Genomic DNA, 22,971 nt, shown 5'->3' on the forward strand with positions numbered 1-22,971 from the left:
AGGCCGCACCCCCTGGTGGGTGCGGCCTCCGTGGAGCGGTGCGGCCGGTGCCGGCGGTGCGGCAGCCGTACGGCGGGAACGTCAGGCGACGTTCAGCTCGACCGTGATGTTGCCGCGGGTCGCCTTGGAGTACGGGCAGATCTGGTCGGCCTTCTCGACCAGGTCCTTCGCCACGGCGGCGTCCACGTTCGGGATCGACGCGGTCAGCTTGACGATGATGCCGAAGCCCTCGTCGTTCTTGCCGATGCCGACCTCGGCGGTCACGGTGGAGCCGGTGACGTCGACGTTCTCGTTGCGGGCCGCGACGCTGAGGGCACCCTGGAAGCAGGCGCTGTAGCCGGCGGCGAACAGCTGCTCCGGGTTGGTGCCGGCGCCGCTGCCGCCGAGCTCCTTCGGCGGGTTCACGACGACGTCGAGCTGGCCGTCGTTGGTGGCGACGCGGCCGTCACGGCCGTTCTCGGCGGTGGCGACGGCCGTGTACGCGACGTCGGACTGGGTGATGGACATGAAAGTGGATCCTCCAGATAGTCGCCGCGACTCGCGCCCACGATCGCGACGGTATGGAGTGAGCCTAACGGGTGAACGTGACGATCATCTTTCCGGTGTTCTCGCCGCGCAGCATTCCGAGGAAGGCGTCGGTGGCGTTCTCGACGCCCTCGACGACCGTCTCGTCGTAGCGGAGCTCGCCGGAGGCCAGCCAGCCCGCGACGTCCTTGACGAACTGCGACTGGAGGGCGGCGTGGTCGCCGACCATCAGGCCCTGGAGGCGCAGGCGCTTGCCGATGACCAGGGTGAGGTTGCGCGGGCCGGGGGCGGGCTCGGTGTCGTTGTAGCCGGCGATGGCGCCGCAGAGGGTGGCGCGGCCGTGCGTGTTCATCTCGGAGATGGCGGCCTCCAGGTGGTCGCCGCCGACGTTGTCGAAGTAGACGTCGATGCCGTCGGGGGCGGCCTCCTTCAGCTGCCGGGCGACGGGGGCGTTCTTGTAGTTGAACGCGGTGTCGAAGCCGTACTTCTCCGTGAGCAGCGTCACCTTCTCGTCCGAGCCGGCGGAGCCGATCACCCGGGAGGCGCCCTTGATCTTCGCGAACTGGCCGACGAGGCTGCCGACGGCGCCCGCCGCGCCGGAGACGAAGACGGAGTCGCCCTCCTTGAAGGAGGCGACCTCGAAGAGGCCCGCGTAGGCGGTGAGGCCCGGCATGCCGAGGACGCCGAGGTAGGCGGAGAGCGGGGCGAGGGAGGCGTCGACCTTGGTGGCGTGCTTCGCGTCGAGCTCCGCGTACTCGCGCCAGCCCAGCATGTGCAGGACGTGGTCGCCGACGGCGAAGCCCTCGGCGTTGGAGGCGACGACCTCGCCGACCGCGCCGCCCTGCATCGGCTCGTCCAGCTGGAAGGGCGCGATGTAGGACTTGGTGTCGTTCATCCGGCCGCGCATGTACGGGTCCACCGACATGTGGAGGTTGCGGACGAGGATCCGGCCGGCGCCGGGCTCGGCGGAGACGGGCACCTCACGGAGGGCGAAGTCCTCGGCCACGGGCCAGCCCTGCGGACGGCGGACGAGGTGCCACTCGCGGCTGACGGCGGGGATCTGAGACATGAGGGCTCCAGGGAGAGGGGAGGGGTGAGGGCGGAAGTGGAATGCTTCACGACCTGAAACAACCATGCTCCTGGATATTTCATGTTGTCAAGCAAGTGGGTACCCTGGTGCCATGTCCAGTCGTCGCGCAGACCCAGTGACCGTCGAGGTCGTCGAGCTCATCGGCGACGTCGTGGCCCGCTACCACACGGAGTACGAGGAGGCGGCCGCCCGCCACCAGCTCACCGGCGCCCAGGCGAAGGTCCTGACGCTGCTGTCGCTGGAGCCGCTGCCCATGCGCCGCATCGCGCAGAAGCTGCGCTGCGAGCCGTCCAACGTCACCGGCATCATCGACCGGCTGGAGACCCGCGGCCTGGTCGAACGCCGTCCTGACCCGGCGGACCGCCGGGTGAAACTGGCCGCGCCCACCGCGGAGGGGGCCGAGACGGCGGAGCGGCTGCGCGAGTCCCTGGACTTCGCGCGCGAACCGCTGGCCGGGCTGTCCGCCGAGGAGCGCACGGCCCTGCGGGACCTGCTCAAGCGGATGCTGGGCTGAGACCCGGGGGCGGGGAGAGGTCCCGGCTCACCAGCAGAACAGCCAGCAGGCGTCCTTGGTCGGCTTCGGCTTCGGGGTGGGCTTCGGCTTGGCCGTGGGCGGCTGCGCCGTGGCGGAAGCGGTGTGCGTCGGCTGCGCCGGCGTCGCCGTCTTTACGACTCCCCCTCCGGCGGAACCTTTCTGCGAGGGCGTCCCCGCCGAAGCGGAGGGGCTCCCGCTCGGCCCCGACGGGGAGCCGCTCGGGCTCTCGCCGGGCCGCGCGGACTTCGACGGCCCGCCGGCGGCCTTCGGCAGGGCGGACGGCGCGGCCGGCGCCTCGCTGGGCAGGGCGTCGGGCTGCTTGGGCCCGGAGTCGGTGAGCACGACCTGGTCGGCCCGGTTCACGCCCTCGTCGTCGCCCACGATCCGGGCCACCGCGATCGAGCCCCCGGTCGCGAGCACCAGCCCGAGGCCGACGGCCAGGGCCGTCCGCCCCCGCCTGCGGCGGGAGGCCGCGCGCTTGCGCGTCCCGGCACGGCCCCCGTGGGGGGCGGTCAGCACGACGAGGGAGTCCGCGAACACCTCGGCCAGCGCGGGCTGCGGCTCGGGGCCGGGGGCGGGCGCGCTGGGCACGGCGGCCACCAGCTGCTCGGCCGGGGTACCGCACCCGGCACACGCGAGCGCGCCGTTGAGGTGCCTCTGACAGGCGGGGCAGAAGTAGTTCATGGCGCCCGCAGGCTATGCGGTCCCCGGCAACATAAGTATTCCGGGAGCGTGAGGATCCTGTGTGGAATCGTGTCCTCCATGGCCGCGACCCCGAACCCGCGGCGCCCGGGAGCCTTCGGGCCGGGCGCCTTCCAGCTGGTGCTGCTGCGCAGGATGGCGGACTTCCAGCCCGGCCTCGCGGAGGCGGCCCGGCTGCGGCTGGGCGCCGGGCTCGCCGAGCAGCGGGAGGCCAACCGGCGCTGGCAGGCGATGGTCCGCTCGCCCCGTTCGCGCGGGGCCCTGGCCCGCTACCGGTCGGTGCTCGGCCCGCCGGAGTCGGCGGAGCCCCGCCGGATCGGGGACCTGGAGTGCGAGGCCCTGCTGTGGCCGGTGCCGCTCTGGCCGGAGCTGCGCTTCGAGGTGCTGGCCGCGCCGGACGGGGCGGTGTGGAACGAGTGGCTGGTGCGGGCCCCGGGCGCGCCGGGACCCGTACTGGAGACGGAGGCCGACCTGCTGCCCTGGTCGGCGACGGTGGACGAGGTGGCCCGGGCCTTCGCGCCGGCCCGGCCGATGGAGGGCACCGCCCCGACGCGGTGGCGGCTCGCGTTCACCGCGTCGGGACGGGCCCTGGTGGCCGAGTTCACGTACGGGCTGCTCCAGCGGGTGCAGCCGGCGGGCGAGGCCGGGGCGTAGGGGCGTCCGGGTGTCCGGGTGTCCGGGGTTCAGGAGCGCAGGAAGGCGCGGACCCCGGCCGAGGTGGCGTCGTCGCCGAGCAGGTCGTTGTGCTTCAGGCAGCCGACCGGCGTGTTCAGGGCCCCGGAGAGCGGGACGCTGCTGTCGGGGTTGACCACCTCGTCGCAGTCCGACCAGAAGGTCGCGTACTTCACCGCGCCGGGGGTCTCGTCGCCGGCGGCGAGGTTCTTCACCACGTAGGAGCCCGGGGTCATGTCCCGGCAGGCCTGGTCCCACAGGGCGCAGGCCCAGGCGGTGGAGGTGCCGTGGTTGGGGCCGGCCAGGGAGACCCAGTGGTCCACGGTCGCCGTCCCGCCGCCGTACTTGACGTACCAGCGGCTGACCAGCGAGCCGAAGGAGTGGCCGACGATGTCCACCCGGGCGGCGCCGGTCTGGCGGCGGACCTCGTCCACGTAGGCGGCGAGGCGGCCGGAGAGCACCTCGTTGACGGACTGGTGGGTGTCGTAGCCGAAGGAGAAGAGCTCGGAGTCCGCGTACCCGTCGGCTCTCAGGTCCTCCCGGAGGGAACCCCAGACGCCCGGGTCGGCGTTGTAGCCGTGGACGAAGACCACCGGATTGCGGGCCGCGGCGGGCGCGGCGGCCGCGGCCTGGGCCGGGACGGGTGCGAGGAGGGTGAGGCAGAGGGTCAGGAGCGCCAGGAGTTTCTGGCGGGGCGTCAGCATCGGGTCCCCTTTACCTTGTTACGCACGGGTAGCGCGGATGGTGCGCGCATGGTGCTGCCTGTCGGTACAGAAATCCACCCCCGTGCAGCACGCCCGTCCCCTGCGACACGCCCCGGCCGGAGCATTCCAGCAGGCGGTTTGTCCTATTAACCCGAGAAGATATGGATTGCGACCGGCGTCCGTCGGTCCCTTCTGCACCAGCGCTCTCGGGAGGACCTGCCGTGACCGTCAGTCTTGAGCAGTTGCGCCGCTGCCACGTCGCCGTCGACCTGGGAGCCGCGAGGACCCGCGTCTACGTGAAGGGCGCCGGCCTCGTCGTCGACGAGCCCAGCGTCGCCGCCGTCAACACCCGCACCGGCGCCCTCATCGCCGTCGGCACCTTCGCCGAACGGATGACGGGCCGCACGCCCGACTACATCCGCGTGGTCCGCCCCGTCTCCGGAGGCACCGTCGTCGACATCGAGATGGCCCAGCGGATGCTGCGTCACCTCCTCGGCGAGAAACTGCGCCGCGCCCTGCGCCGCAAGCCCCGGCTGCGCGCCGCCTGCTGCACCCCGCACGACGCCGACCCGCTGGCCCAGCGCGCGGCCGTCGAGACGATGGTCGGACTGGGCGCGCGGCGCGTCGAACTGGTCGACACCCTGATCGCGGCGGCCGTCGGCTGCGGACTGCCCGTGGAGCAGCCGACCGCGACGATGATCATGGTGTGCGGGGCGGCGGCCACCCAGGTCGCGGTCCTCTCCCTCGGCTCGATCGTCACCGCCGAACGCATCCCGGTCGGCGGCGAGGCCATCGACCACGCGGTGGTCCAGCACCTGCGGCACGCCCACGAGCTGATGCTGCCGAGCCAGGCCGTCCGCCCCCTCCAGCTGGCCCTGCACGGCAACGGCATCACCCCGGACGGCCCCGCCTCCACCCTCATCCACGGCCGCGACGTGGCCACCGGGCTGGCCCGCTCCGTCCACGTGGACACCGCCGCCGTGCGCGACGCCATCCACACCCCGCTGACGGCCGTCCTCGACGGCATCGGCAAGGTGCTGCGCGACTGCCCGCCCGACCTGGTCGCGGACCTGACGGACCGGGGGATCATGATGGTGGGCGGCAGCGCCCTGCTGCCGGGGCTGGACCAGATGCTGAGGGATTCGACGGGAATGCCCGTGGCCATCGCGGAACGGCCCGACGTGTGCGCCGTCCTGGGTCTCGGCGCGATGCTCGAAGGGAAGATCGCCCCGATGGTCCTCAACCCGCTGGCCGAATGACGGGGAAACCTGCCGACGAAGACCCGGACGCGACGCCCGACGGGGGGCCGCGTCCGGGCTCCGCCACGACCACCGGCACGACCACCGGCACGGGCGCGGACCGGGCCGTGGGACCGGGTGCCGGTGCGGGGGCGGGCACGGGTGCGGGGCCGGGTGCGGAGCCGGGCGCCGGTACGGGCCCCGGTCAGGCCCTGGATCCGGGTGCCGGGCCGGAGCCGGGCGGGGTGGCCGCCGGCGCGGCGCCGTCCAGCCTTCCGGTGCTGCTGGACGCCGTCCTCAGCGTCGGCTCGGAGCTGGAGCTCCAGGCCACCCTCCAGCACGTCGTGGACTCCGCCACCGAACTGTGCGGGGCCCGCTACGGCGCGCTCGGGGTCGTCGACCCCGAACGCGGCCGGCTGACCCAGCTGTTCACCGCCGGGATGACCGAGGCCGAACGGGCCGCGATCCCCCGGCTGCCCGACGGCCGCAGCGGCGTGCTCGGCGCGCTGATCGCCGACCCCCGGCCGCTGCGCCTGGACGACCTCACCCGCGACCCCCGCTCGGCCGGCTTCCCTCCCGGGCACCCGCCCATGCGCAGCTTCCTGGGCGTGCCCATCCGCGTCCACACGGAGGTCTTCGGGAACCTCTACCTCACCGAGAAGCGCGGCGGCCCCTTCACCGACGAGGACCTCGCGCTGATGCGGGTCCTCGCCTCGCAGGCCGGGATAGCGATCGGCAACGCCCGGCTGTACGAGACCGCCCGCCGCCGGGAGCGCTGGATCGAGGGCGCGGCCGCCGTCACCACCACCCTGCTGGCGGGGCGCCCGGCGGCCGACGCCCTGATGTGCGTGGCCGAACGCGCCCGGCTGCTCGCCGACGCGGCGGCCGGCGTGGTGCTCCAGCCGACGCCGGAGGGCGGCATGGAGATCGTCGCCGCCTCCACCCACGGGGACCCCGGCGACCTGATCGGCACGACCATCGCCCCGGGCTCACCGGTGCTGGTGCAACTGCTGGGCGGGGAACCCGTCTTCATAGAGGACTCCGCGACCGACCCCCGGATGACCACGCACGTGCGCAAGCGCTTCGGACCGAGCATGATGCTGCCGCTCCAGAGCGGCGGCCAGCTGATCGGCACCCTCGCCCTGCCCAGGGCCCGGGGCGGACGCCCGTACGACGCCGTGGACCGGCTGCTGGCCTCCCAGTTCGCCTCCCAGGCGGCCCTGGCCCTCGTCCTGGCCGACGCGCAGCACGACCGCGAGCAGCTCGCCGTCTACGAGGACCGCGACCGCATCGCGCGCGACCTACACGACCTGGTCGTCCAGCGGCTGTTCGCGACCGAGATGATGCTGGAGAGCACCCGCCGCCGCTCCTCGAACGCCCCGGCGGGCGACGCGGAGAACGTCGGCCACGAACTCAGCCGGGCCGTGGACGAGCTGGACTCCACCATCCAGGAGGTCCGCACGGCCATCTTCGCCCTCCAGCAGCCCCCGACGGACGCCCCGACGACCTTCCGGGGCCGGGTGCTCAGGGAAACCGGCGGGGCCGCCGTCCTGCTCGGCTTCCAGCCGTCGGTCCACTTCGCGGGCGCGGTGGACGCCCTCCTCCCGGACCGCGTGACGGACGCCCTCCTGTCCACCCTCCGCAGCGCCCTGGCGGCGGCCCACCGCCGCAGCGGGGTCACGACGATCGAGGTGGAGATCGACGCCACCCCCTCCCGCGTCCGCCTCACGGTCTCGGACGACGGCCACACGGAGGCCGGCACCCGGGGCACGACGGTGACGTGGGAGTCGGGGCTTTAGCCGGAGCCCGCCATCTCCCCCTCGAGGAGCCGGGGGAGGGCGGGGTCCGGGCTGGGCGGTCTCAGAGACGGTTGGGGGCTTCCCGCCAGTCTCATCGTCCTTCCGCGTCGGGCCGGTCAGTCAAGGGCGCTCCTTCGTCGCGTCGCTTCGCGATCGCCTTCGGCGACCCTTGACAGACCGTCCCGCCACGGAAAAACGAAGACTGCCGGGAACCCCCCAAAGGAACGGGACGGATGTAGATCAGAGGACCGGCGGGATCAGCGCCGAGTCGGGGTCGTCGGGACACGGCAGACCGGGCATCCGACCCCCCGACCGGCAAAGCCGGACCCGGGCGCCGCCCCACGCATCAGATCGCTACGCGCTTCTCTCATTTCGGCGTCCGGCGGCCGTCTGGGGCCGCTACCCGCACCACAGGACGACAGGAAGGTTCCCGAGACACGGCAGGCGCGGCAGATCGCTACGCGCTTCCCAGGTCCCGGCGACCAACGGTCGTCGGGGGCTGGTCGTAGGCGGGTACGACGTTGGCGACGGCGGTGGTGAACTCGCGGCCGGAAGCGCCCCGGATGTAGGCGAGTTCCATCCAGCGCTCGTAGGTGAGGCAGTTCGAGACGTTCTCGTTGATGACGGCCATCAGTTCGCCCTCAACGCCCGATGCGATGTCGCGGACACGGCGCCGGAGGAGGCGGTGGGGGACGTATCCGTACTGCTCATTCATCGGAGAGGTCCTCGATGGAGTCGATGAAGCGTTGCCAGCCCGATCGTGCGCGGTCGAGAAGCGCCTGGCTGGGTGCCGGAACGCCGAGCGACTTCGGCTCACGAGCCCTCGGGCGGTCACCGCGTTCCGCGTCAGCCGGACTGTTCTCTGCCACGTCCAAGACGACCTCCTTACCGCTACGCTGAGTGGTCTGTTTGTCACTGCCTACATGAGCGTAGGTACGCAGCCGACTTGGTCGAAGTGACCGTCGGTACGGGTACTCGGCGAAGAAACCGAAGGCAAAGAGGTGCCGTGGTCGGCAATGGACGTTCCACCCTGACCGACAGTCCGGGAAGTCGGCGGTCCAACCGTCTCGGGACGATCTCCGGGTATGTCTTCCGGGTCATCCGGGAGCAGCTCGGACACACCCAGGACAGCTTGGCGGAGGCCTTTCGCATCTCGGCTGACGCCATCGCGGGATGGGAATCCGGAAGACGGCCGCTCACGTCCCTCTCCGTCGGGCAGATGCTTGTTCACCGGCACTGCCTCATGCGCATGGGGGCCTCGACAGCCTTGCTCATTGCCTTGGAGAGGGCGATGGAAGCGGATGTCGTGCTCGTCAGCTCTCTTGCCGGGAAGGCCTCGGCCGCCACCAGCCCACTCGGATCGTGGGTCATGCAGCGGGACCTCGTCGAAGTCGTGGCATGGCCGTTGAACGGCGCTGCTCCGGACGCCATGCGTGTGCTGCCGCCTCGGCCCCGCCGTGGGCCGGTGCCGAGCAAGCCCGAACTCAGTGCGGGCGAGCGCATTCAGTTCTTCCAGAACGTGCGCAGGACGGCAGAGGAGGCCCGTGGCGCTGATCAGTTCCTGCTGAGGCGACAGGCCCTGTACATCGCGGGCTACGACCAGGCAGCGGACACCATCGGGTGGCTCCAGGAGCAGCAAGGGATGAAAGGGCCCGGTGATTGGCTCACTTGTTGGCTCAGCGCCCGCTCCGTGGCTGCCGTCGCAGCGCGGCAGGGAGACAGGGACCGGATGCGGCACTTCATTTCCGCCCGGCTCGAGGGTGACGAGGCGGGCGAGGCCGCCAACCTCAACTACTGGGCGTACTGGATCGGCGAAGCCACGCACCCCCAACTGTCCGACGATTTCATCGTCGAGACCGACGCCACGTCCTGGCAGGGCCACAAGCTGTTTCAGCATCTGGTGAAGGGGCTCACTCCGCAGCACGGCTTCTTCGACCTGAACGTCCACACGCTGTGGGCACTCCTGGCCGCCCGGCCCAGCCTCCTGCGGACCGCTTCCGCCGCCAGCCGAGACCTGCGTGCCCGACTGCCCGTGCTGTTGGATGGCACAGAGCCCTCGACCGACGCACGTCGCGAGCTCGAAGGCATTCGGTACGCGATCCGCCTCGCAGAGGCGTGAGAAGGAGACAGATGTGGCTGACGACCTGTCCGCGGTTGCCCACTTCCTCTACGAGGCCGGCACTCTCAAGAACGCACGCCGTACAGGCTGGTGGATGGCCGGTGTGAACAACCCCGAGAGCGTTGCGGACCACTCCTGGCGTACCGCACTGATCGCTTCCGTCATCGCCAAGCTGGAGGGGGCGGACCCGGCCCGCGCGGCGTTCCTCGCGGTGTGGCACGACACCCAGGAGACCCGCACCGGAGATGTGAACCACCTGGGCAAGAAGTACTCCACGGCCGCCGACCCCATCGCCGTCACGGCGGACCAGACGGCAGGCATGCCCGACCTGCTCGCCGACACCATCCAGGACCTGGTGGCGGAGTACGAAGCCAAGGAGACGGCCGAATCGATCTGCGCGCGTGACGCCGACAAACTGGAATGCATGCTGCAGGGCATCGAATACAAGGCACAGGGCTACGCGAACGCCCAGCGGTGGATCGACAACAGCCGCAGCCGCCTCACCACCGAAACCGCCCAACGCCTCGCCGATGAACTGCTCGAACAGGACACCCTCGCCTGGCTCCGCGCAACCATGAACGAGCAGCCCTGAGCCTGCTGACGCACAGGACTCTCTGTCCGTCATTTTCTACGGGTACCAGCTCCCGAAGGCCGCCGGACGCCTAAACGAGGGCAGCGCGTAGCGATCTGCTGCGCCCACCGGCCCCGGATGCCGCTCCGATTGGCATTTCGTGCGGGTAGCGGCCCCAGACGGCCGCCGGACGCTGAGAAATGAGGAGCGCGTAGCGATTTGATGCGTGGGGCGGCATCGGATGCCGATTACCGGTCTTGGGGGCCGGATGCCGGGTCTGCCGGCCCCCGGTCTGCCCGGCTGGTCGCTGATCCCGCCGTATGTCCAATTGACATCCGTCCCGTTCCTTTGGGGGGTTCCCGGCAGTCTTCGGCATTTCGTGGCGGGTCGGTCTGTCAAGGGTCGCCGAAGGCGATCGCGTAGCGACGCGACCGAAGGGAGCGCCCTTGACAGGGCGGCCCGACGCGGAAGGACGATGAGACTGGCGGGAAACCCCCAACCCTCTCCGAGACCGCCCCGCTCAAGTCCCGCCCCTCCCGGCCCCGGCCAGCCGCCCGATGCCGCGCCGGCGGGACCCCGCCCCCACCCCGCCGGCCCGCAGACAGGAAGGCGGGTGGGCGGCCACCGACCCGCCCCCGGCGCCTCCCGGCCGGAGATGGCGGGCCCCCGCCACGAGCCCCCGTACCCCGCCCCCACCGCCTACGCTGGCCGTGTGACGACCCGTCTCTCGGCCCGTGCCGCCATCGCCTCCCTGACCGACCCCGGGAGCTTCGAGGAGTTGCCCGCGCCCCGGGTGGAGTATCCCGATGACGACGGGCCGCTCGGCTGGGCGGGGTACGACGCCTCGCTGGCCCGGGCCGCCGCGCGGACCGGGGAGCGGGAGTCCGTCGTCACCGGCGCCGCCCGGATCGGCGGCCGCGAAGCCGTGGTCGTCTCCTTCGAGTTCGGGTTCCTCGGCGGCAGCCTCGGCCGGCGCACCGGTGACCGGCTGGAGGCCGCTTACGCGCACGCCCGCGAACGCCGTCTGCCGCTGGTCTCCCTGATCGCCACCGGCGGGTCCCGCATGCAGGAGGGGATGCTCGCGCTGGCGCAGCTCCAGCGCGTGGCCCGCCAGTGCGTGCTGACCCGGGCCGCCGGGCTCCCCCAGGTCGCGGTGTTGCGCGACCCCACCACCGGCGGCGGTTGGGCCACCCTCGGGGCGGGGGCCGACGTGGTGCTGGCGCTGCCCGGGGCGCAGGTCGGCTTCGCCGGGTCCCGGGTGCGGCCCGCCGACGCCGATCCGGCGGCCTACACCGCCGAGGGGCAGTACGGTGCCGGGCACGTCGACGCCGTCGTCCCCCCGGCGGAGCTTCCGGCGACGGTCGGGGAGTGGCTGCGGGTGCTGGCCGCGCCCCGCGCCGCCGGCCCGGTGGAGCCCCCGGCGGCGCTGGGCGGCGTCACGCCCCCGCTGACCGGCTGGGACGCCGTCCGGCTGGCCCGGCGGCCCGAGCGGCCCCGCGCGGAGGCGTACCTGGACGCCTACTTCGAGCTGCGGCTGCCGCTGCGCGGGGACCGGGCCGGGGCCGCCGACCCGGGGATGCTGTGCGGGTTCGGGCTGCGGGAGGGCAGGGCGGTCGCGTACGCCGCCCAGTGCGGCACCGCCACCCGTCCGGCGGGCTACCGCACGGCCGCACGCGTGATCCGGCTCGCGGACCGGCTCGGCGTGCCGGTGCTCACCCTGGTCGACACCCCGGGCGCGGCCAACGACGCCGCCGCCGAGCACGCGGGCGCCGGCCCGGCCATCGCGGACTGCTTCGCGGCGGTCGCGGCGGCCACCGTCCCGGTGACGACCCTGCTGATCGGCGAGGGCGGCTCGGGCGGGGCGCTCGCCCTGGCGGCGCCCGGGAACACCTGGGTGACCCCGGACAGCTACTTCTCCGTCATCGCCCCCGAACTGGCGGCGGCCATCCTCAAGCGCCCGCCGGAGGAGGCCCCGGCGACGGCGGACCAACTCCGCATCCGCCCCCAGGACCTGGTCGACCTGGGCGTGGCCCGGGGCATCGTGGGCCCGAAACCGTAAGCCGTCCCCCAGCACCCCGCCCCGCTCACCCCTCCCCCGGCGAGGCCCCCGCCCCCTGCCCCGACCGCTCGCGGAACGCCCGTTCGTCGGCGTTCGCCAGCCAGAGGAAGACGGGCGGGAGGACCAGCTCGATCACGGTCAGCACCACCTGGAACCACTGCGGCCACCCGTGCACGGCCAGGGACAGCAGCCGTCCCGCGGCGCCCAGCAGGAACACCGCCGCGAGCCACCGCACGACGCGCGCCGGGACCGGGTCCTGGCGGGCGGCCCACAGCCAGGCCGTTCCGTAGCCGGCGAACACGGCGCCGAGGAACCGGCCGAGGCTGTCCACGGTGGCGCCGGCGTCGGCCTCGCCCGGAATCGCGAGGTTGCCCGCGACCACGTGGAACAGCCCGATCGCCGTGCACGCGAGCCCCATCGCCCACGCGAGTACCCGGAGCGTCCTGGCGGCCACGGCCCCACCCCACTCAGTCGACGTGCACCCGGTCGAACCAGGGCCCCAGGGTAGACCCCCGCCCCGCCGCCCCGCCGGTCTTTCCGGCCCCGCCCCCGAAGGCCGCGAGGCGCGACGGGCCGCGGACCAGACCTACGGCCGCCGCGCCGGGAGCCGTACGTCCACCCGGTACAGCCGGGTGATCTGCTGCGGGAGTTCGTTGTCGTCGCTGGCCAGCAGCAGCCGGACGCGGCCCGCGCCGTCGTGGCCGAGGACGGTCATGCCCTCGATGTTGTCGACGAGCGGGTGGTTCTGCGGGAGCTTCGAGGGGGCGCCCAGCGTCGGGCAGGTGTCGAAGTCGCCGATCGGGGTCTTGCGGGCGGGGCGCAGCCCCCGGCCCTCGGTCAGGGTCTCCGTCTTCGAGGTGTCACTGGCGCCCAGCGGGTCGGCCGCGTACAGCCGGGCGGTGATCTTGAACTCGCGGGTGAAGCCCCGTTCCAGGACGATCAGCCGCCCGTCCCGGACCGCCGCGAGCTCGGCGATCCCGTGGCCCTCGTCGACGGGGTACGCGTACTGGCGGCCGAGGGCGAACTCCCCGTTCCGGCCCCGTTCCCAGGTCTGGATCCGCTGGAGGGTGCGCCCCCGCGCGTCCTTGCCGTCCCCGGCCAGCGGGCCCTCCAGGGCCGCGACGAGGGTGTGGCCGCCGGGCAGGAGGGTGAGCGATTCGAGGGTCTGGTTGACCGCGGCCCGGCCCTCGGGGGCGATGCGGAACGCCGGCGGGAGCGGGAGGGTCGCGAGGAGGCGGCCGGTGCGGTCGTAGCGGCGGACGGCGGGGGCGGTCTCGTCGGTGATCAGGTAGGTCCCGTCGCGGTCGACGACCACCGCCTCCGAGTCGAGGACCTTCCCGGCGCCGTCCGTGAGCGGCAGCCGCGCGGTGGCCGTGGCGGACGGGGTGTCGCCCGGCGCCACCTTCAGCCGGTACAGCGCCGACTTGTCGGAGACGGCCGCGACCGAGCCGTCCCGGTCGACGGCGAGCCCGGAGATCCCGCCGACGAGCTTCCCGTCGAGCTGGGCCTTGTCCAGCGCGTCGGAGTAGCCGGCGACGGACATGTACGGGGAGCAGGCCCGGCCCCCGGGCGCAGGCGCGGGCGCCGGCGCGGCGTGGGCCGTCGGGGCGAGCAGTGCGCAGACGGCGGCGGTGGCCGTCGCGGCGGGAACGAGCGTACGGAGGCGGGGCATGGGGGCCTTCCTGGTGGTTCGACCGGTACGGAGCAGGCGAGGGGCTTGCGAACCGTCATATGCCGAACAGAAAGAAAGGGGAAGGGGAGGAGGCGGTCCGGCAACGAACCCGCCAACTCCCGTTCACAAGGGGCCTCCAGGCCCTCCCGCTACGCCTCCGGCGACCGCGAGTCGTACCGGGCGAAGGACCGCCACCGTGCGGCCAGCAGCCCCAGCACGACCACGCACGCGAGGCCGCCGCCGGTGACGGCGACGGTCGGGGAGGCGAGGTCGCCGACGGTGCCGGCCAGGAAGTCCCCGAGCCGGGGTCCGCCCGCGACGACCACGATGAACACGCCCTGGAGCCGGCCCCGCATCCCGTCCGGGGTCGCGGTCTGCATCATCGTCGAGCGGAACACCATCGAGACGGTGTCGGCGCATCCGGCCAGCGCGAGGAAGAACAGCCCCAGCCACAGGTTGCGGGTCAGCCCGAACACGGCGATGGCCAGGCCCCACGCGGCGACGGACAGCAGGATCGCCAGCCCGTGCCGCCGGATCCGCCCCTGCCAGCCGGAGAACAGCCCGCCGAGCAGCGCACCCACGGCGGGGGCGGCGACGAGCAGGCCGACGGTCCTGGCGTCGCCGCCGTACCAGAGGACGGCGATGGCCGGGAACAGCGCCTTCGGCTGCGCGAAGATCATCGCGGCCATGTCGGAGAAGAAGGTCATCCGGATGTTGGGCGTGGTCCCGAGGAAGCGCAGCCCGTCCATCACCGAGGCCCGCCCCTTGCGGCCCTCCGGCAGCATCGCGGGCAGCCGCCACATGGCGTAGAGGGCGGCGACGAAGGTCACCACGTCGATCAGGTACGCCGCCTGGTAGCCCCACCAGCCGACGATCAGCCCGCCCAGCACCGGCCCCAGCATGGTCCCGGAGGTCATGGTGACGGAGCCCAGCGCGTTCGCGGCGGGCAGCTGTTCGGGCGGCAGCAGCTTGGGGATCATGGCCGAGCGGGCGGGCCCGTTCAGCGCCCCGCAGACGGCCTGGAGGGCGACGACGGTGTAGAGCAGCCAGACCCGGTGGTAGTCGAGCAGGGCCGCGGCGGCCAGGCCGGCCGACAGGACGGTGAGCCCGATCTGGCTGTAGAGGCCGAGCTTGCGCCGGTCCACGGTGTCGGCGATGGCGCCGCCGTACAGGCCGAAGGCGACGAGCGGGACGAGGGAGAAGAGGCCGACCAGCCCGACGGAGAAGCTGGAGCCGGTGATCTCGTAGACCTGGAGCGAGATGGCCAGGGCCGTCATGGCCTGGCCCATCCAGGAGATCGTGCCGCCCACCCACAGGCGCCGGTAGTGGGCGGAGGTGCGCAGGGGGGTCAGGTCGGCGAGTATGCGTCGCTTCGGTCGGGGCGGGGAGGCTGTACCAGTCACATCGGATGGTAACCGGGCCCGTCTAGGGCGGCCCTGGAGTCCGGAGGGCGTTCACACGGGCCTCACGCGCCCGCAATACGGGGCGCGACGCCCGGCGGACCGCCGACCTCCGACCCCCGACCCCCGACCGCACACGCGCACCGCGCGACCCATCCGGACCGGGTGTTTCAGGACGGGATCGTTCTTGCCGCTAACTCGCCATTATCACCCGACATTTGACCGGATCGGCCTTGCCTCCGCGCCGCCTGTTCGGCCCATGATGAAAGACTCGTATGTCCAGGGAGGCGTAGTGATCGATCCTGGCAACAGCACCACGAGCACCAGTGACACCGGCCCCGCGGGCCCCGGCCTGCGCACCGCGAACGGTGTCACCACCCCCCTCACGGTCGGGGTCGAGGAGGAGTTCCTGCTCGTCGACGACCGCACCTTACGGGTGGTCCCGGCGGCGCCGCTCGTCCTCGCCACCGCGGCCGGACTCCCCGCGCAGCTGCACCCCGAGGGGACCCGGTACCAGGTGGAGATCTCCACCCCGGTCGCCGATTCGGCGATCACCCTGCGCGAGGAGCTCGCCACCTTGCGGCGGACCCTCGCCGCGGCGGCCCGCGAGCACGGCTGCCGGCTGCTGGCGGCCCCCTCGCCCGTCGTGGCCGTCGAGGGTCCGCTGCACCTGACCGACGACGAGCCGCGCCAGCGCGAGCAGCACCGCCGGTTCGGCGCGCTGACCGACACCCTCGTCAGCTGCGGCCGGCACATCCACATCGGCACCCTCGACGTGGACACGGCGGTCGCGGTGTCCAACCGGGTCCGTCCCTGGCTGCCCACGCTGATCGCGCTGGCGGCCAACTCCCCCTTCTGGGGCGGCCGCGACACCGGCCACTCCAGCTGGCGGGCGATGGCCTGGTCGGGCTGGCCCTCGGCGGGTCCGCCCCCGCACTTCCCGTCCACGGCCCACTTCCGGCGCTCGGTGCAGACCCTGCTCGGCTCCGGGGCCGCCCTGGACACCAAGATGGTCTACTGGGACCTCCGCCCCTCCGGGAACTGGCCGACGCTCGAGATCCGGGCGCCCGACATGTCCCCGGACATCGACACGGCCGTGCTCCAGGCCGAGCTGGGCCGCGCCCTGGTCTCCTCGGCGCTGCGGGACATCGCGGAGCAGCGGCCCGACCGGCCCGTACGGGACGAGGTCCTGCGTCTCGCGCGGTGGCGGGCGGCACACGACGGCCTGGAGGGCTTCGGCCTGGACCCGTACACGGGCGCCGAGCTCCCCGCCGCCGACCTGGCGGAGGCCCTGCTCGACCTGGTGGCCCCGGACCTGGCCGCCGCGGGCGACCTGGACCACGCGGCGCGCACCCTGGGCGGCCTGCTGCGCGGCGGCTCGGGCGCGGCCCGTCAGCGGGCGGCCTTCGCACGCCGCCAGGACCTGACGGACGTACTGCGCCACCTGGTGGAGGAGACCGAGAAGTTCTGACCCCGGCCACCGCCCGGAACCCGGGGCCGCAGGCGCCGCCCCACGCGCCCGCGGCCCCTTCGCGCGTTCCGGGACAAAAAAATGCCCCGGCCCAGAAGACTGGACCGGGGTACGACCGCACCCGCCGCAACGTTTCTGCGGATCGGGCCTCGTGGTGGGGCGGGTGGGACTCGAACCCACGGCCGACGGATTATGAGTCCGCTGCTCTAACCGGCTGAGCTACCGCCCCTTCACGGCGTGGCGCGTACATGTGTGCGCGCCGTCTGCCGCAGCATAGCCGCTCATACGATCTCCTGCTTCGGATGCCCCGCAAGATCGGCTTCGCTTGTTCAGAGAGACCGCGCTGAGCGCTGCCCGGTTCCCGGTCCGGGGCAAAAAGAAAGAGGACCCGACCGGGTCCTCTTCCCTTCCTGCTCCCCCGACTGGACTCGAACCAGTAACCTGCCGGTTAACAGCCGGCTGCTCTGCCAATTGAGCTACAGGGGACCGCGCTCCCCCGACTGGACTCGAACCAGTAACCTGCCGGTTAACAGCCGGCTGCTCTGCCAATTGAGCTACAGGGGATTGCTGCGGTGCCACGAACAGCCCACCTCCGGCCTTGCCGGGGGGCGAGTGCCCGTTGCGAGTCATAGATTAGCGCAAGCAGGGGGGTGCTCCGCCAATCGGTATCGCAAGCCGGCCGGGCACCGACACGACGAAGGGTGGCAGGCATGCGGTACAAGGTCACGTTCCTCGCCGGAGTGGCCCTCGGGTACGTGGTGGGAACGGCCGCGGGACGCGAGCGCTACGAGGTGATGAAGAAGTCCGCGCGGCGCCTCGCGCAGAACCCGGTGGTGCGCAACGCCGCCGAGACGGCGGGGCAGAACGGGCGGGCGTTCGCGGGCAAGGCGTTCGCCGCCGTCGGCGACAAGGTGGGCGACGCGCTGCCGCCCTCCGTGGCGAAGCGGGTGCCCGGCCTGCGCGAGCGGGGGCAGGGGTACGAGGACGAATGGGGAACCAGCAACACCTGACCCTGCTGGTGGGGCCGCCCGGTGGGGCAGAATTCTCCGCATGGGGATAGTCGCCGGGCTGGACAGCTCTTCCACCTTCACTCGCATAGTCGTCTGTGACACGGACACGGGCGCCGTGCTGCGCCAGGGCTACGCGCCCCATCCGCCGTCCGCGGGTGAGCCGGTGCCGGGCGAGACCGACGCGCAGGCCTGGCTGCTCTCCCTCGGCGAGGCCGCGGGCGGCGGGCTGCTGGAGGGCGTCCAGGCCATCGGGGTCTCCGCGCGGCGCGGCCTGCTGGCGCTGGACGCACAGGGCGGGCTGGTCGGGCCCGCCCTGGTCGGCAACGACCGGCGCGGGCAGGTCGCCGCGGCGGACCTGGTCGAGGCGCTCGGCGGCAAGTCCGCCTGGACGGCGGCCGTGGGCTCGGTCCCGCACCCCGCGCAGCCGATCGTGAAGCTCGCCTGGCTGGCCCGTACCGACCCCGAGGCCGCGCGCCGGGTGGCGGTGCTGATGTCCCCGCACGACTGGCTCGTCTGGCAGTTGCTGGGCCGGCCCGCCCGCCGCACCACCGACCGGGCCGACGCCTCCGGGACCGGGTACTGGTCGGCTGCCACCGGCTCCTACCGCCCGGACCTGGTCGAGCTGGCGCTCGGGCACCAGGCGCTGCTGCCCGAGGTGCTCGGCCCCTGCGAGGCCGCCGGGATGACCCCGGAGGGGCTGCTGATCTCCGCCGGGACCGGGGAGACCACGGCCGCCGTGCTCGGGCTGGGTCTCGGTCCGGGGGACGCGGTGGTCTCGCTGGGGGCCACCGGTTCGGTGATGGCCGTGCACCACGAGGTCGTCGCCGAGCCGAACGGGATGATCACCTCCCTCGCCGACGCCGGCGGCATGCACCTGCCGGTGGTGAACACCTCCAACGCCGTACGGACCCTGCGCGGCACCGCCGACATGCTGGGCACCGACCTGGAGGGGCTGAGCGCGCTCGCGCTGAAGTCGACGCCGGGTGCACACGGACTCGTGCTCCTGCCGTACCTGGACGGGGAGCGCACCCCGAACCTGCCGAACGCCGCCGGGACCCTTTCGGGGCTGCGCCGGGACTCGATGAAGCCGGAGCACCTGGCGCGGGCCGCGGTCGAGGGGATGCTGTGCGGGCTGGTGGACGCCCTGGACGTGCTGCGGCACCGGGGCGTGGGGATCCGGCGGGTGTTCCTGCTGGGCGCGGCGGCCGAGCTGCCCGCCGTACAGGCCGCCGCCCCGGGGCTGTTCGGGACGCAGGTCGTCGTGCCCGCCCCGGCGGACTACGCGGCGCTGGGCGCGGCCCGGCAGGCGGCGTGGGCGCTCGGCGTGCAGCAGGGCGCGATGGCCCCGCACACCCCTCCGGTGTGGCCGGCGCCGGCCGCGCAGGTCTTCGAGCCGGGCGAGGATTTCGCGGCCTGGCAGGCGGTGCGCCAGCAGTACGTCACCACCCGGGAGCAGCTGCACCCGGGCGCCTTCTGAGGCGCCCGGACTGGGGCGCGCGCCCCCCGCGCAACCCCTTGCGGCCGCGAATCCGGGCCGCAAGGGGACCTTGGCACGAGGCCACCTCATCCTTTTGACCCGGCTTTGCGAAAAGCGGTAGGGATCAAGCCGCCGCTTGGCACAAGATGGACTGAACCCCCTCGATCTTGCCTACCGGAGCCTGCGCGTGCTCATACGACTTCTGCGGACGTATCTGCGTCCGCACCGCAAACCCATCGCCGCACTGGTGTTGCTGCAGCTCCTGCAGACCAGTGCGAGCCTCTACCTGCCCACCCTCAACGCCGACATCATCGACAACGGTGTCGTCAACGGTGACACGGGCTACATCCTGCGCTTCGGCGCGCTGATGCTCGGTGTCTCGCTCGTCCAGCTCAGCTGCAACGTCGGGGCCGTCTACTTCGGTGCGCGGACGGCCGCCGCGCTGGGCCGGGACCTGCGGGCCGCCGTCTTCGACCGGGTGCAGAGCTTCTCCGCCCGCGAGCTCGGCCAGTTCGGCGCTCCCTCGCTGATCACCCGGACGACCAACGACGTCCAGCAGGTGCAGATGCTGGCGCTGCTGACCTTCACGCTGATGGTCTCGGCGCCGATCATGTGCGTCGGCGGCATCGCGATGGCGCTCTCCCTGGACGTGAAGCTGTCGGGCGTGCTGCTCGCCGTCGTCCCCGTGCTGGGCGCGTCGGTCGGCGCCATCGTCTGGAAGACGCGTCCGCTGTTCCGCCGGATGCAGGTGCGCCTCGACGTGGTCAACCGGGTGCTGCGCGAGCAGATCACCGGCAACCGCGTGATCCGCGCCTTCGTCCGCGACGGTTACGAGGAGGAGCGCTTCCGCGGGGCGAACACCGAGCTGACCGGGGTCTCGCTGGCGTCGGGCCGGCTGCTCGCGCTGATGTTCCCCGTCGTCATCATGGTCGTGAACATCTCCAGCGTGGCCGTCATCTGGTTCGGCGCGATGCGCGTGGACGGCCGGGAGATGGAGATCGGCCAGCTGACGGCCTTCCTCGCCTACCTGATGCAGATCGTGATGGCCGTGATGATGGCCACCTTCATGTTCATGATGGTGCCGCGCGCCGAGGTCTGCGCCGAGCGCATCCAAGAGGTCCTGGACACCGAGTCCAGCGTGGTCCCGCCGGCCGACCCGGTGCGCACGCTGTCGGTGCGCGGGCGGCTGGAGCTGCGCGGCGCCGACTTCCGCTACCCGGGGGCCGAGGTGCCGGTGCTGCGCGGGGTGGACCTGGTGGCCCGCCCCGGCGAGACCACGGCGGTGATCGGCTCCACCGGCAGCGGCAAGTCCACACTGCTGGGCCTGGTGCCGCGGCTGTTCGACGCGACCGGCGGCGAGGTCCTCGTCGACGGTGAGGACGTGCGCCGGCTGGACCCGGAGCTGCTGGCCAGGACGGTCGGCATGGTCCCGCAGAAGCCGTACCTGTTCTCCGGGACCGTCGCCTCCAACCTGCGCTACGGGCGCCCGGACGCGACGGACGAGGAGCTGTGGCGGGCCCTGGAGGTGGCCCAGGCCAAGGAGTTCGTCTCCGCACTGGACCACGGCCTCGACGCGCCCATCACCCAGGGCGGCACGAACGTGTCGGGCGGCCAGCGCCAGCGTCTGGCGATCGCCCGCACGCTGGTGCAGCGCCCGGAGATCTACCTGTTCGACGACTCCTTCTCCGCGCTGGACTACGCGACGGACGCGGCGCTGCGCGCGGCGCTGGCCCGTGAGACGGAGGAGGCGACGGTGGTCATCGTCGCCCAGCGGGTCTCCACGATCCGCGACGCCGACCGGATCATCGTCCTCGACGAGGGCCAGGTGGTCGGCGAGGGCCGGCACCACGAGCTGATGGCCGGCAACGAGACCTACCGGGAGATCGTTCTCTCCCAGCTGACGGAGGCGGAGGCCGCATGAGCGGGCCCGGAGGACGGATGATGACGGGCTCGCCCCAGAGGTCCCTGGACTTCAAGGGGTCGGGCAAGCGGCTGCTGGGGCAGCTGGCGCGGGACAAGGCGAAGCTGTGGGGCATGGTCGCGGCCGTGGTCGGCAGCGTCGGCTGTTCGGTGGTCGGGCCGAAGATCCTGGGCGAGGCCACGGACCTGGTGTTCGCGGGCATCGTCGGCCGGGAGATGCCGGCGGGCCTCACCAAGGAGCAGGCGCTGGAGGGGCTGCGCGCCCAGGGGCACGGCGGCATGGCCGACATGCTGGCGAGCACCGACTTCACGCCGGGCGAGGGCATCGACTTCGGTGCCGTCGGGGTCGTGGCGCTGTGGGCGCTGGCGATGTTCGTCATGGCGGCCCTGCTGATGCTGGTCGCGACGCGGCTGTCGAACCTCGTGCAGAACGGCACGGTGTTCCGGATGCGCGAGGAGCTCCAGGCGAAGCTGTCGCGGCTGCCGCTGTCGTACTTCGACCAGCAGAAGCGCGGCGAGGTGCTGAGCCGGGCGACGAACGACATCGACAACATCGGGCAGACGCTCCAGCAGACGCTGGGGCAGCTGATGAACTCGCTGCTGACGATCGTCGGCGTGCTGGCGATGATGTTCTGGATCTCCCCGCTGCTGGCGCTGGTCGCGCTGGCGACCGTGCCGGTGGCCATGGTGGTCGCGGCGAAGATCGGCAAGCGGTCGCAGCCGCAGTTCGTGGCGCAGTGGAAGACCACGGGCGCGCTGAACGCCCACATCGAGGAGATGTACTCCGGCCACGCGCTGGTGAAGGTCTTCGGGCGGCAGAGGGAGTCGGCGGAGGTCTTCGCCGAGCAGAACGAGGCGCTGTACCGGGCCTCGTTCAAGGCGCAGCTGGTCAGCGGGATCATGCAGCCGGTGATGTTCTTCATCTCGAACATCAACTACGTGCTGGTGGCGGTCGTCGGCGGTCTGCGGGTGGCCTCGGGCACCCTGTCGATCGGTGACGTGCAGGCCTTCATCCAGTACTCGCGCCAGTTCTCGATGCCGCTGACGCAGGTGGCCTCGATGGCGAACCTGGTGCAGTCCGGCGTCGCGTCGGCGGAGCGGGTGTACGAGCTGATGGACGCTCCCGAGCAGGAGCCGGACGCCGAGGTTCCGGAGCGTCCGGAGGAGCTGCGCGGGCAGGTCGTCCTCGACAAGGTGGCCTTCCGCTACGAGCCGGACAAGCCGCTGATCGAGAACCTCTCGCTGCGCGTGGAGCCGGGGCAGACGGTCGCGATCGTCGGCCCGACGGGCGCGGGCAAGACCACGCTGGTCAACCTGCTGATGCGGTTCTACGAGGTGACCGGCGGCGAGATAGCCCTCGACGGGGTGGACATCGCGAAGATGACCCGCGAGGAGCTGCGGTCGGGGATCGGCATGGTCCTCCAGGACACCTGGCTGTTCGGCGGGACCATCGCGGAGAACATCGCGTACGGCGCCGCGCGCGAGGTCACGCGCGCGGAGATCGAGGAGGCCGCGCGGGCGGCCCACGCGGACCGGTTCGTCCGTACGCTGCCCGACGGCTACGACACGGTGCTCGACGACGAGGGCGCGGGCGTCAGCGCGGGCGAGAAGCAGCTGATCACCATCGCCCGGGCGTTCCTGTCGGACCCGGTGATCCTGGTGCTCGACGAGGCGACGAGCTCGGTGGACACCCGTACCGAGGTGCTGATCCAGAAGGCGATGGCGCGCCTGGCGCACGGCCGTACGTCCTTCGTGATCGCGCACCGGCTCTCCACGATCCGCGACGCCGACGTGATCCTGGTGATGGAGAACGGCTCGATCGTGGAGCAGGGCACGCACACGGAGCTGCTGACCGCCGGCGGCGCGTACGCGCGGCTGTACGCGGCGCAGTTCGCGCAGGCGGTGGCCGAGGTCGACTGACAGTGATGATGTTCGTGGTGATGTTGCCGGTGGGTCTGACTCATCGACTGACTGACGCTTCGGCTGTCCTGTTTGGGATTTGTCGGC

The 22,971-nt window shown here is 72.5% G+C and carries 21 protein-coding genes and 3 tRNA genes; 12 read left to right on the forward strand and 12 right to left on the reverse strand.

The window, feature by feature from the left end:
- Positions 1-81: 81 nt before the first annotated feature.
- The gene (locus AB0O29_RS05880) at positions 82-507 is read right to left on the reverse strand and encodes an organic hydroperoxide resistance protein (RefSeq protein ID WP_042819132.1); all 426 of its coding nucleotides are present in this window, start codon (positions 505-507) and stop codon (positions 82-84) included.
- Between the two features lie 64 nt (positions 508-571).
- Positions 572-1,594 (reverse strand): NADP-dependent oxidoreductase, encoded by a 1,023-nt coding sequence (locus tag AB0O29_RS05885; RefSeq protein WP_365146683.1) that lies wholly within the window; start codon positions 1,592-1,594, stop codon positions 572-574.
- Positions 1,595-1,706: 112 nt separating this feature from the next.
- On the opposite strand from AB0O29_RS05885, the gene AB0O29_RS05890 reads away from it, so the two are divergent.
- Complete coding sequence (locus AB0O29_RS05890; protein WP_365146686.1) at positions 1,707-2,129, forward strand: MarR family transcriptional regulator; 423 nt, start codon at positions 1,707-1,709, stop codon at positions 2,127-2,129.
- Between the two features lie 27 nt (positions 2,130-2,156).
- Here AB0O29_RS05890 and AB0O29_RS05895 read toward each other — a convergent pair whose 3' ends face one another.
- Positions 2,157-2,834: a hypothetical protein gene (locus AB0O29_RS05895; RefSeq protein ID WP_365146689.1), complete on the reverse strand. Its 678-nt coding sequence runs from the start codon at positions 2,832-2,834 to the stop codon at positions 2,157-2,159.
- 78 nt (positions 2,835-2,912) lie between these two features.
- Here AB0O29_RS05895 and AB0O29_RS05900 point away from each other — a divergent pair, with 78 nt between their 5' ends.
- Positions 2,913-3,506 (forward strand): hypothetical protein, encoded by a 594-nt coding sequence (locus AB0O29_RS05900; RefSeq protein WP_365146692.1) that lies wholly within the window; start codon positions 2,913-2,915, stop codon positions 3,504-3,506.
- Positions 3,507-3,535: 29 nt separating this feature from the next.
- Here AB0O29_RS05900 and AB0O29_RS05905 read toward each other — a convergent pair whose 3' ends face one another.
- The gene (locus AB0O29_RS05905) at positions 3,536-4,228 is read right to left on the reverse strand and encodes a triacylglycerol lipase (protein ID WP_365146695.1); all 693 of its coding nucleotides are present in this window, start codon (positions 4,226-4,228) and stop codon (positions 3,536-3,538) included.
- Between the two features lie 221 nt (positions 4,229-4,449).
- Between AB0O29_RS05905 and AB0O29_RS05910 the strand changes: the two genes are divergently transcribed.
- Both AB0O29_RS05910 and AB0O29_RS05915 read left to right on the forward strand, forming a co-directional pair.
- Complete coding sequence (locus tag AB0O29_RS05910) at positions 4,450-5,487, forward strand: rod shape-determining protein (RefSeq protein WP_344155861.1); 1,038 nt, start codon at positions 4,450-4,452, stop codon at positions 5,485-5,487.
- Entirely contained in the window at positions 5,484-7,265 is a 1,782-nt protein-coding gene (locus AB0O29_RS05915) for a GAF domain-containing protein (RefSeq protein WP_365146698.1), read from the forward strand. The genes AB0O29_RS05910 and AB0O29_RS05915 overlap by 4 nt, the downstream gene beginning before the upstream one ends.
- A 457-nt stretch (positions 7,266-7,722) precedes the next feature.
- On the opposite strand, the gene AB0O29_RS05920 is transcribed toward AB0O29_RS05915, so the two are convergent.
- Together AB0O29_RS05920 and AB0O29_RS05925 are read right to left on the reverse strand one after the other, a co-directional pair.
- Positions 7,723-7,980, reverse strand: coding sequence for a hypothetical protein (locus AB0O29_RS05920; RefSeq protein WP_365146701.1), 258 nt, complete (start codon positions 7,978-7,980; stop codon positions 7,723-7,725).
- Positions 7,973-8,140 (reverse strand): hypothetical protein, encoded by a 168-nt coding sequence (locus tag AB0O29_RS05925; RefSeq protein WP_365146704.1) that lies wholly within the window; start codon positions 8,138-8,140, stop codon positions 7,973-7,975. Before AB0O29_RS05925 ends, AB0O29_RS05920 begins: the two co-directional genes overlap by 8 nt.
- Before the next feature lie 131 nt (positions 8,141-8,271).
- Here AB0O29_RS05925 and AB0O29_RS05930 point away from each other — a divergent pair, with 131 nt between their 5' ends.
- The 3 genes from AB0O29_RS05930 (at position 8,272) to AB0O29_RS05940 (ending at position 12,014) form a co-directional block, all read left to right on the forward strand.
- A complete protein-coding gene (locus AB0O29_RS05930; protein WP_365146707.1) occupies positions 8,272-9,384 on the forward strand; it encodes a helix-turn-helix transcriptional regulator in 1,113 nt (370 codons plus the stop codon).
- A 13-nt stretch (positions 9,385-9,397) separates the two neighbouring features.
- Positions 9,398-9,976 carry an HD domain-containing protein gene (locus AB0O29_RS05935; RefSeq protein ID WP_365146710.1) on the forward strand — a complete coding sequence of 193 codons (579 nt, stop codon included), beginning with the start codon at positions 9,398-9,400 and terminating at the stop codon, positions 9,974-9,976.
- Positions 9,977-10,667: 691 nt separating this feature from the next.
- Entirely contained in the window at positions 10,668-12,014 is a 1,347-nt protein-coding gene (locus AB0O29_RS05940; protein ID WP_365146713.1) for a carboxyl transferase domain-containing protein, read from the forward strand.
- Positions 12,015-12,039: 25 nt separating this feature from the next.
- On the opposite strand, the gene AB0O29_RS05945 is transcribed toward AB0O29_RS05940, so the two are convergent.
- The 3 genes from AB0O29_RS05945 to AB0O29_RS05955 all read right to left on the reverse strand — a co-directional run bounded on the left by AB0O29_RS05945 (position 12,040) and on the right by AB0O29_RS05955 (position 15,089).
- Positions 12,040-12,468, reverse strand: coding sequence for a DUF4345 domain-containing protein (locus AB0O29_RS05945; RefSeq protein WP_365146716.1), 429 nt, complete (start codon positions 12,466-12,468; stop codon positions 12,040-12,042).
- A 132-nt stretch (positions 12,469-12,600) separates the two neighbouring features.
- Complete coding sequence (locus AB0O29_RS05950; protein WP_365146719.1) at positions 12,601-13,686, reverse strand: esterase-like activity of phytase family protein; 1,086 nt, start codon at positions 13,684-13,686, stop codon at positions 12,601-12,603.
- 149 nt (positions 13,687-13,835) lie between these two features.
- A complete protein-coding gene (locus AB0O29_RS05955) occupies positions 13,836-15,089 on the reverse strand; it encodes an MFS transporter (RefSeq protein WP_365146722.1) in 1,254 nt (417 codons plus the stop codon).
- Positions 15,090-15,378: 289 nt separating this feature from the next.
- On the opposite strand from AB0O29_RS05955, the gene AB0O29_RS05960 reads away from it, so the two are divergent.
- On the forward strand, positions 15,379-16,557 hold the full coding sequence (locus tag AB0O29_RS05960) for a glutamate--cysteine ligase (RefSeq protein WP_365146726.1): 1,179 nt from the start codon (positions 15,379-15,381) through the stop codon (positions 16,555-16,557).
- A gap of 152 nt (positions 16,558-16,709) precedes the next feature.
- Here the strand turns inward: AB0O29_RS05960 and AB0O29_RS05965 are convergent.
- The 3 genes from AB0O29_RS05965 to AB0O29_RS05975 all read right to left on the reverse strand — a co-directional run bounded on the left by AB0O29_RS05965 (position 16,710) and on the right by AB0O29_RS05975 (position 17,121).
- Positions 16,710-16,786: transfer RNA gene (locus tag AB0O29_RS05965), tRNA-Ile, on the reverse strand.
- Positions 16,787-16,970: 184 nt separating this feature from the next.
- Positions 16,971-17,043, reverse strand: a tRNA-Asn gene (locus tag AB0O29_RS05970).
- A 5-nt stretch (positions 17,044-17,048) separates the two neighbouring features.
- Positions 17,049-17,121: transfer RNA gene (locus AB0O29_RS05975), tRNA-Asn, on the reverse strand.
- Positions 17,122-17,267: 146 nt separating this feature from the next.
- On the opposite strand from AB0O29_RS05975, the gene AB0O29_RS05980 reads away from it, so the two are divergent.
- The 4 genes from AB0O29_RS05980 to AB0O29_RS05995 all read left to right on the forward strand — a co-directional run bounded on the left by AB0O29_RS05980 (position 17,268) and on the right by AB0O29_RS05995 (position 22,884).
- Entirely contained in the window at positions 17,268-17,567 is a 300-nt protein-coding gene (locus tag AB0O29_RS05980) for a YtxH domain-containing protein (RefSeq protein WP_365146729.1), read from the forward strand.
- 40 nt (positions 17,568-17,607) lie between these two features.
- Complete coding sequence (locus AB0O29_RS05985; RefSeq protein ID WP_365146732.1) at positions 17,608-19,044, forward strand: FGGY family carbohydrate kinase; 1,437 nt, start codon at positions 17,608-17,610, stop codon at positions 19,042-19,044.
- A gap of 187 nt (positions 19,045-19,231) precedes the next feature.
- Positions 19,232-20,965: an ABC transporter ATP-binding protein gene (locus AB0O29_RS05990; RefSeq protein ID WP_365146735.1), complete on the forward strand. Its 1,734-nt coding sequence runs from the start codon at positions 19,232-19,234 to the stop codon at positions 20,963-20,965.
- Positions 20,962-22,884, forward strand: coding sequence for an ABC transporter ATP-binding protein (locus AB0O29_RS05995; RefSeq protein ID WP_365146738.1), 1,923 nt, complete (start codon positions 20,962-20,964; stop codon positions 22,882-22,884). The genes AB0O29_RS05990 and AB0O29_RS05995 overlap by 4 nt, the downstream gene beginning before the upstream one ends.
- The last annotated feature ends 87 nt before the right edge of the window (positions 22,885-22,971 follow it).

The sequence above is a fragment of the Streptomyces sp. NPDC089915 genome, assembly GCF_040684675.1.
Classification (GTDB): Bacteria; Actinomycetota; Actinomycetes; order Streptomycetales; family Streptomycetaceae; genus Streptomyces.

Excerpts from the sequence above, each read along its gene's own strand:
- AB0O29_RS05880 (WP_042819132.1), bottom strand. The coding sequence starts at position 507 with ATGTCCATCACCCAGTCCGACGTCGCGTACACGGCCGTCGCCACCGCC.
- AB0O29_RS05885 (WP_365146683.1), bottom strand. The coding sequence starts at position 1,594 with ATGTCTCAGATCCCCGCCGTCAGCCGCGAGTGGCACCTCGTCCGCCGT.
- AB0O29_RS05890 (WP_365146686.1), top strand. The coding sequence starts at position 1,707 with ATGTCCAGTCGTCGCGCAGACCCAGTGACCGTCGAGGTCGTCGAGCTC.
- AB0O29_RS05895 (WP_365146689.1), bottom strand. The coding sequence starts at position 2,834 with ATGAACTACTTCTGCCCCGCCTGTCAGAGGCACCTCAACGGCGCGCTC.
- AB0O29_RS05900 (WP_365146692.1), top strand. The coding sequence starts at position 2,913 with ATGGCCGCGACCCCGAACCCGCGGCGCCCGGGAGCCTTCGGGCCGGGC.
- AB0O29_RS05905 (WP_365146695.1), bottom strand. The coding sequence starts at position 4,228 with ATGCTGACGCCCCGCCAGAAACTCCTGGCGCTCCTGACCCTCTGCCTC.
- AB0O29_RS05915 (WP_365146698.1), top strand. The coding sequence starts at position 5,484 with ATGACGGGGAAACCTGCCGACGAAGACCCGGACGCGACGCCCGACGGG.
- AB0O29_RS05920 (WP_365146701.1), bottom strand. The coding sequence starts at position 7,980 with ATGAATGAGCAGTACGGATACGTCCCCCACCGCCTCCTCCGGCGCCGT.
- AB0O29_RS05950 (WP_365146719.1), bottom strand. The coding sequence starts at position 13,686 with ATGCCCCGCCTCCGTACGCTCGTTCCCGCCGCGACGGCCACCGCCGCC.
- AB0O29_RS05980 (WP_365146729.1), top strand. The coding sequence starts at position 17,268 with ATGCGGTACAAGGTCACGTTCCTCGCCGGAGTGGCCCTCGGGTACGTG.
- AB0O29_RS05985 (WP_365146732.1), top strand. The coding sequence starts at position 17,608 with ATGGGGATAGTCGCCGGGCTGGACAGCTCTTCCACCTTCACTCGCATA.
- AB0O29_RS05995 (WP_365146738.1), top strand. The coding sequence starts at position 20,962 with ATGAGCGGGCCCGGAGGACGGATGATGACGGGCTCGCCCCAGAGGTCC.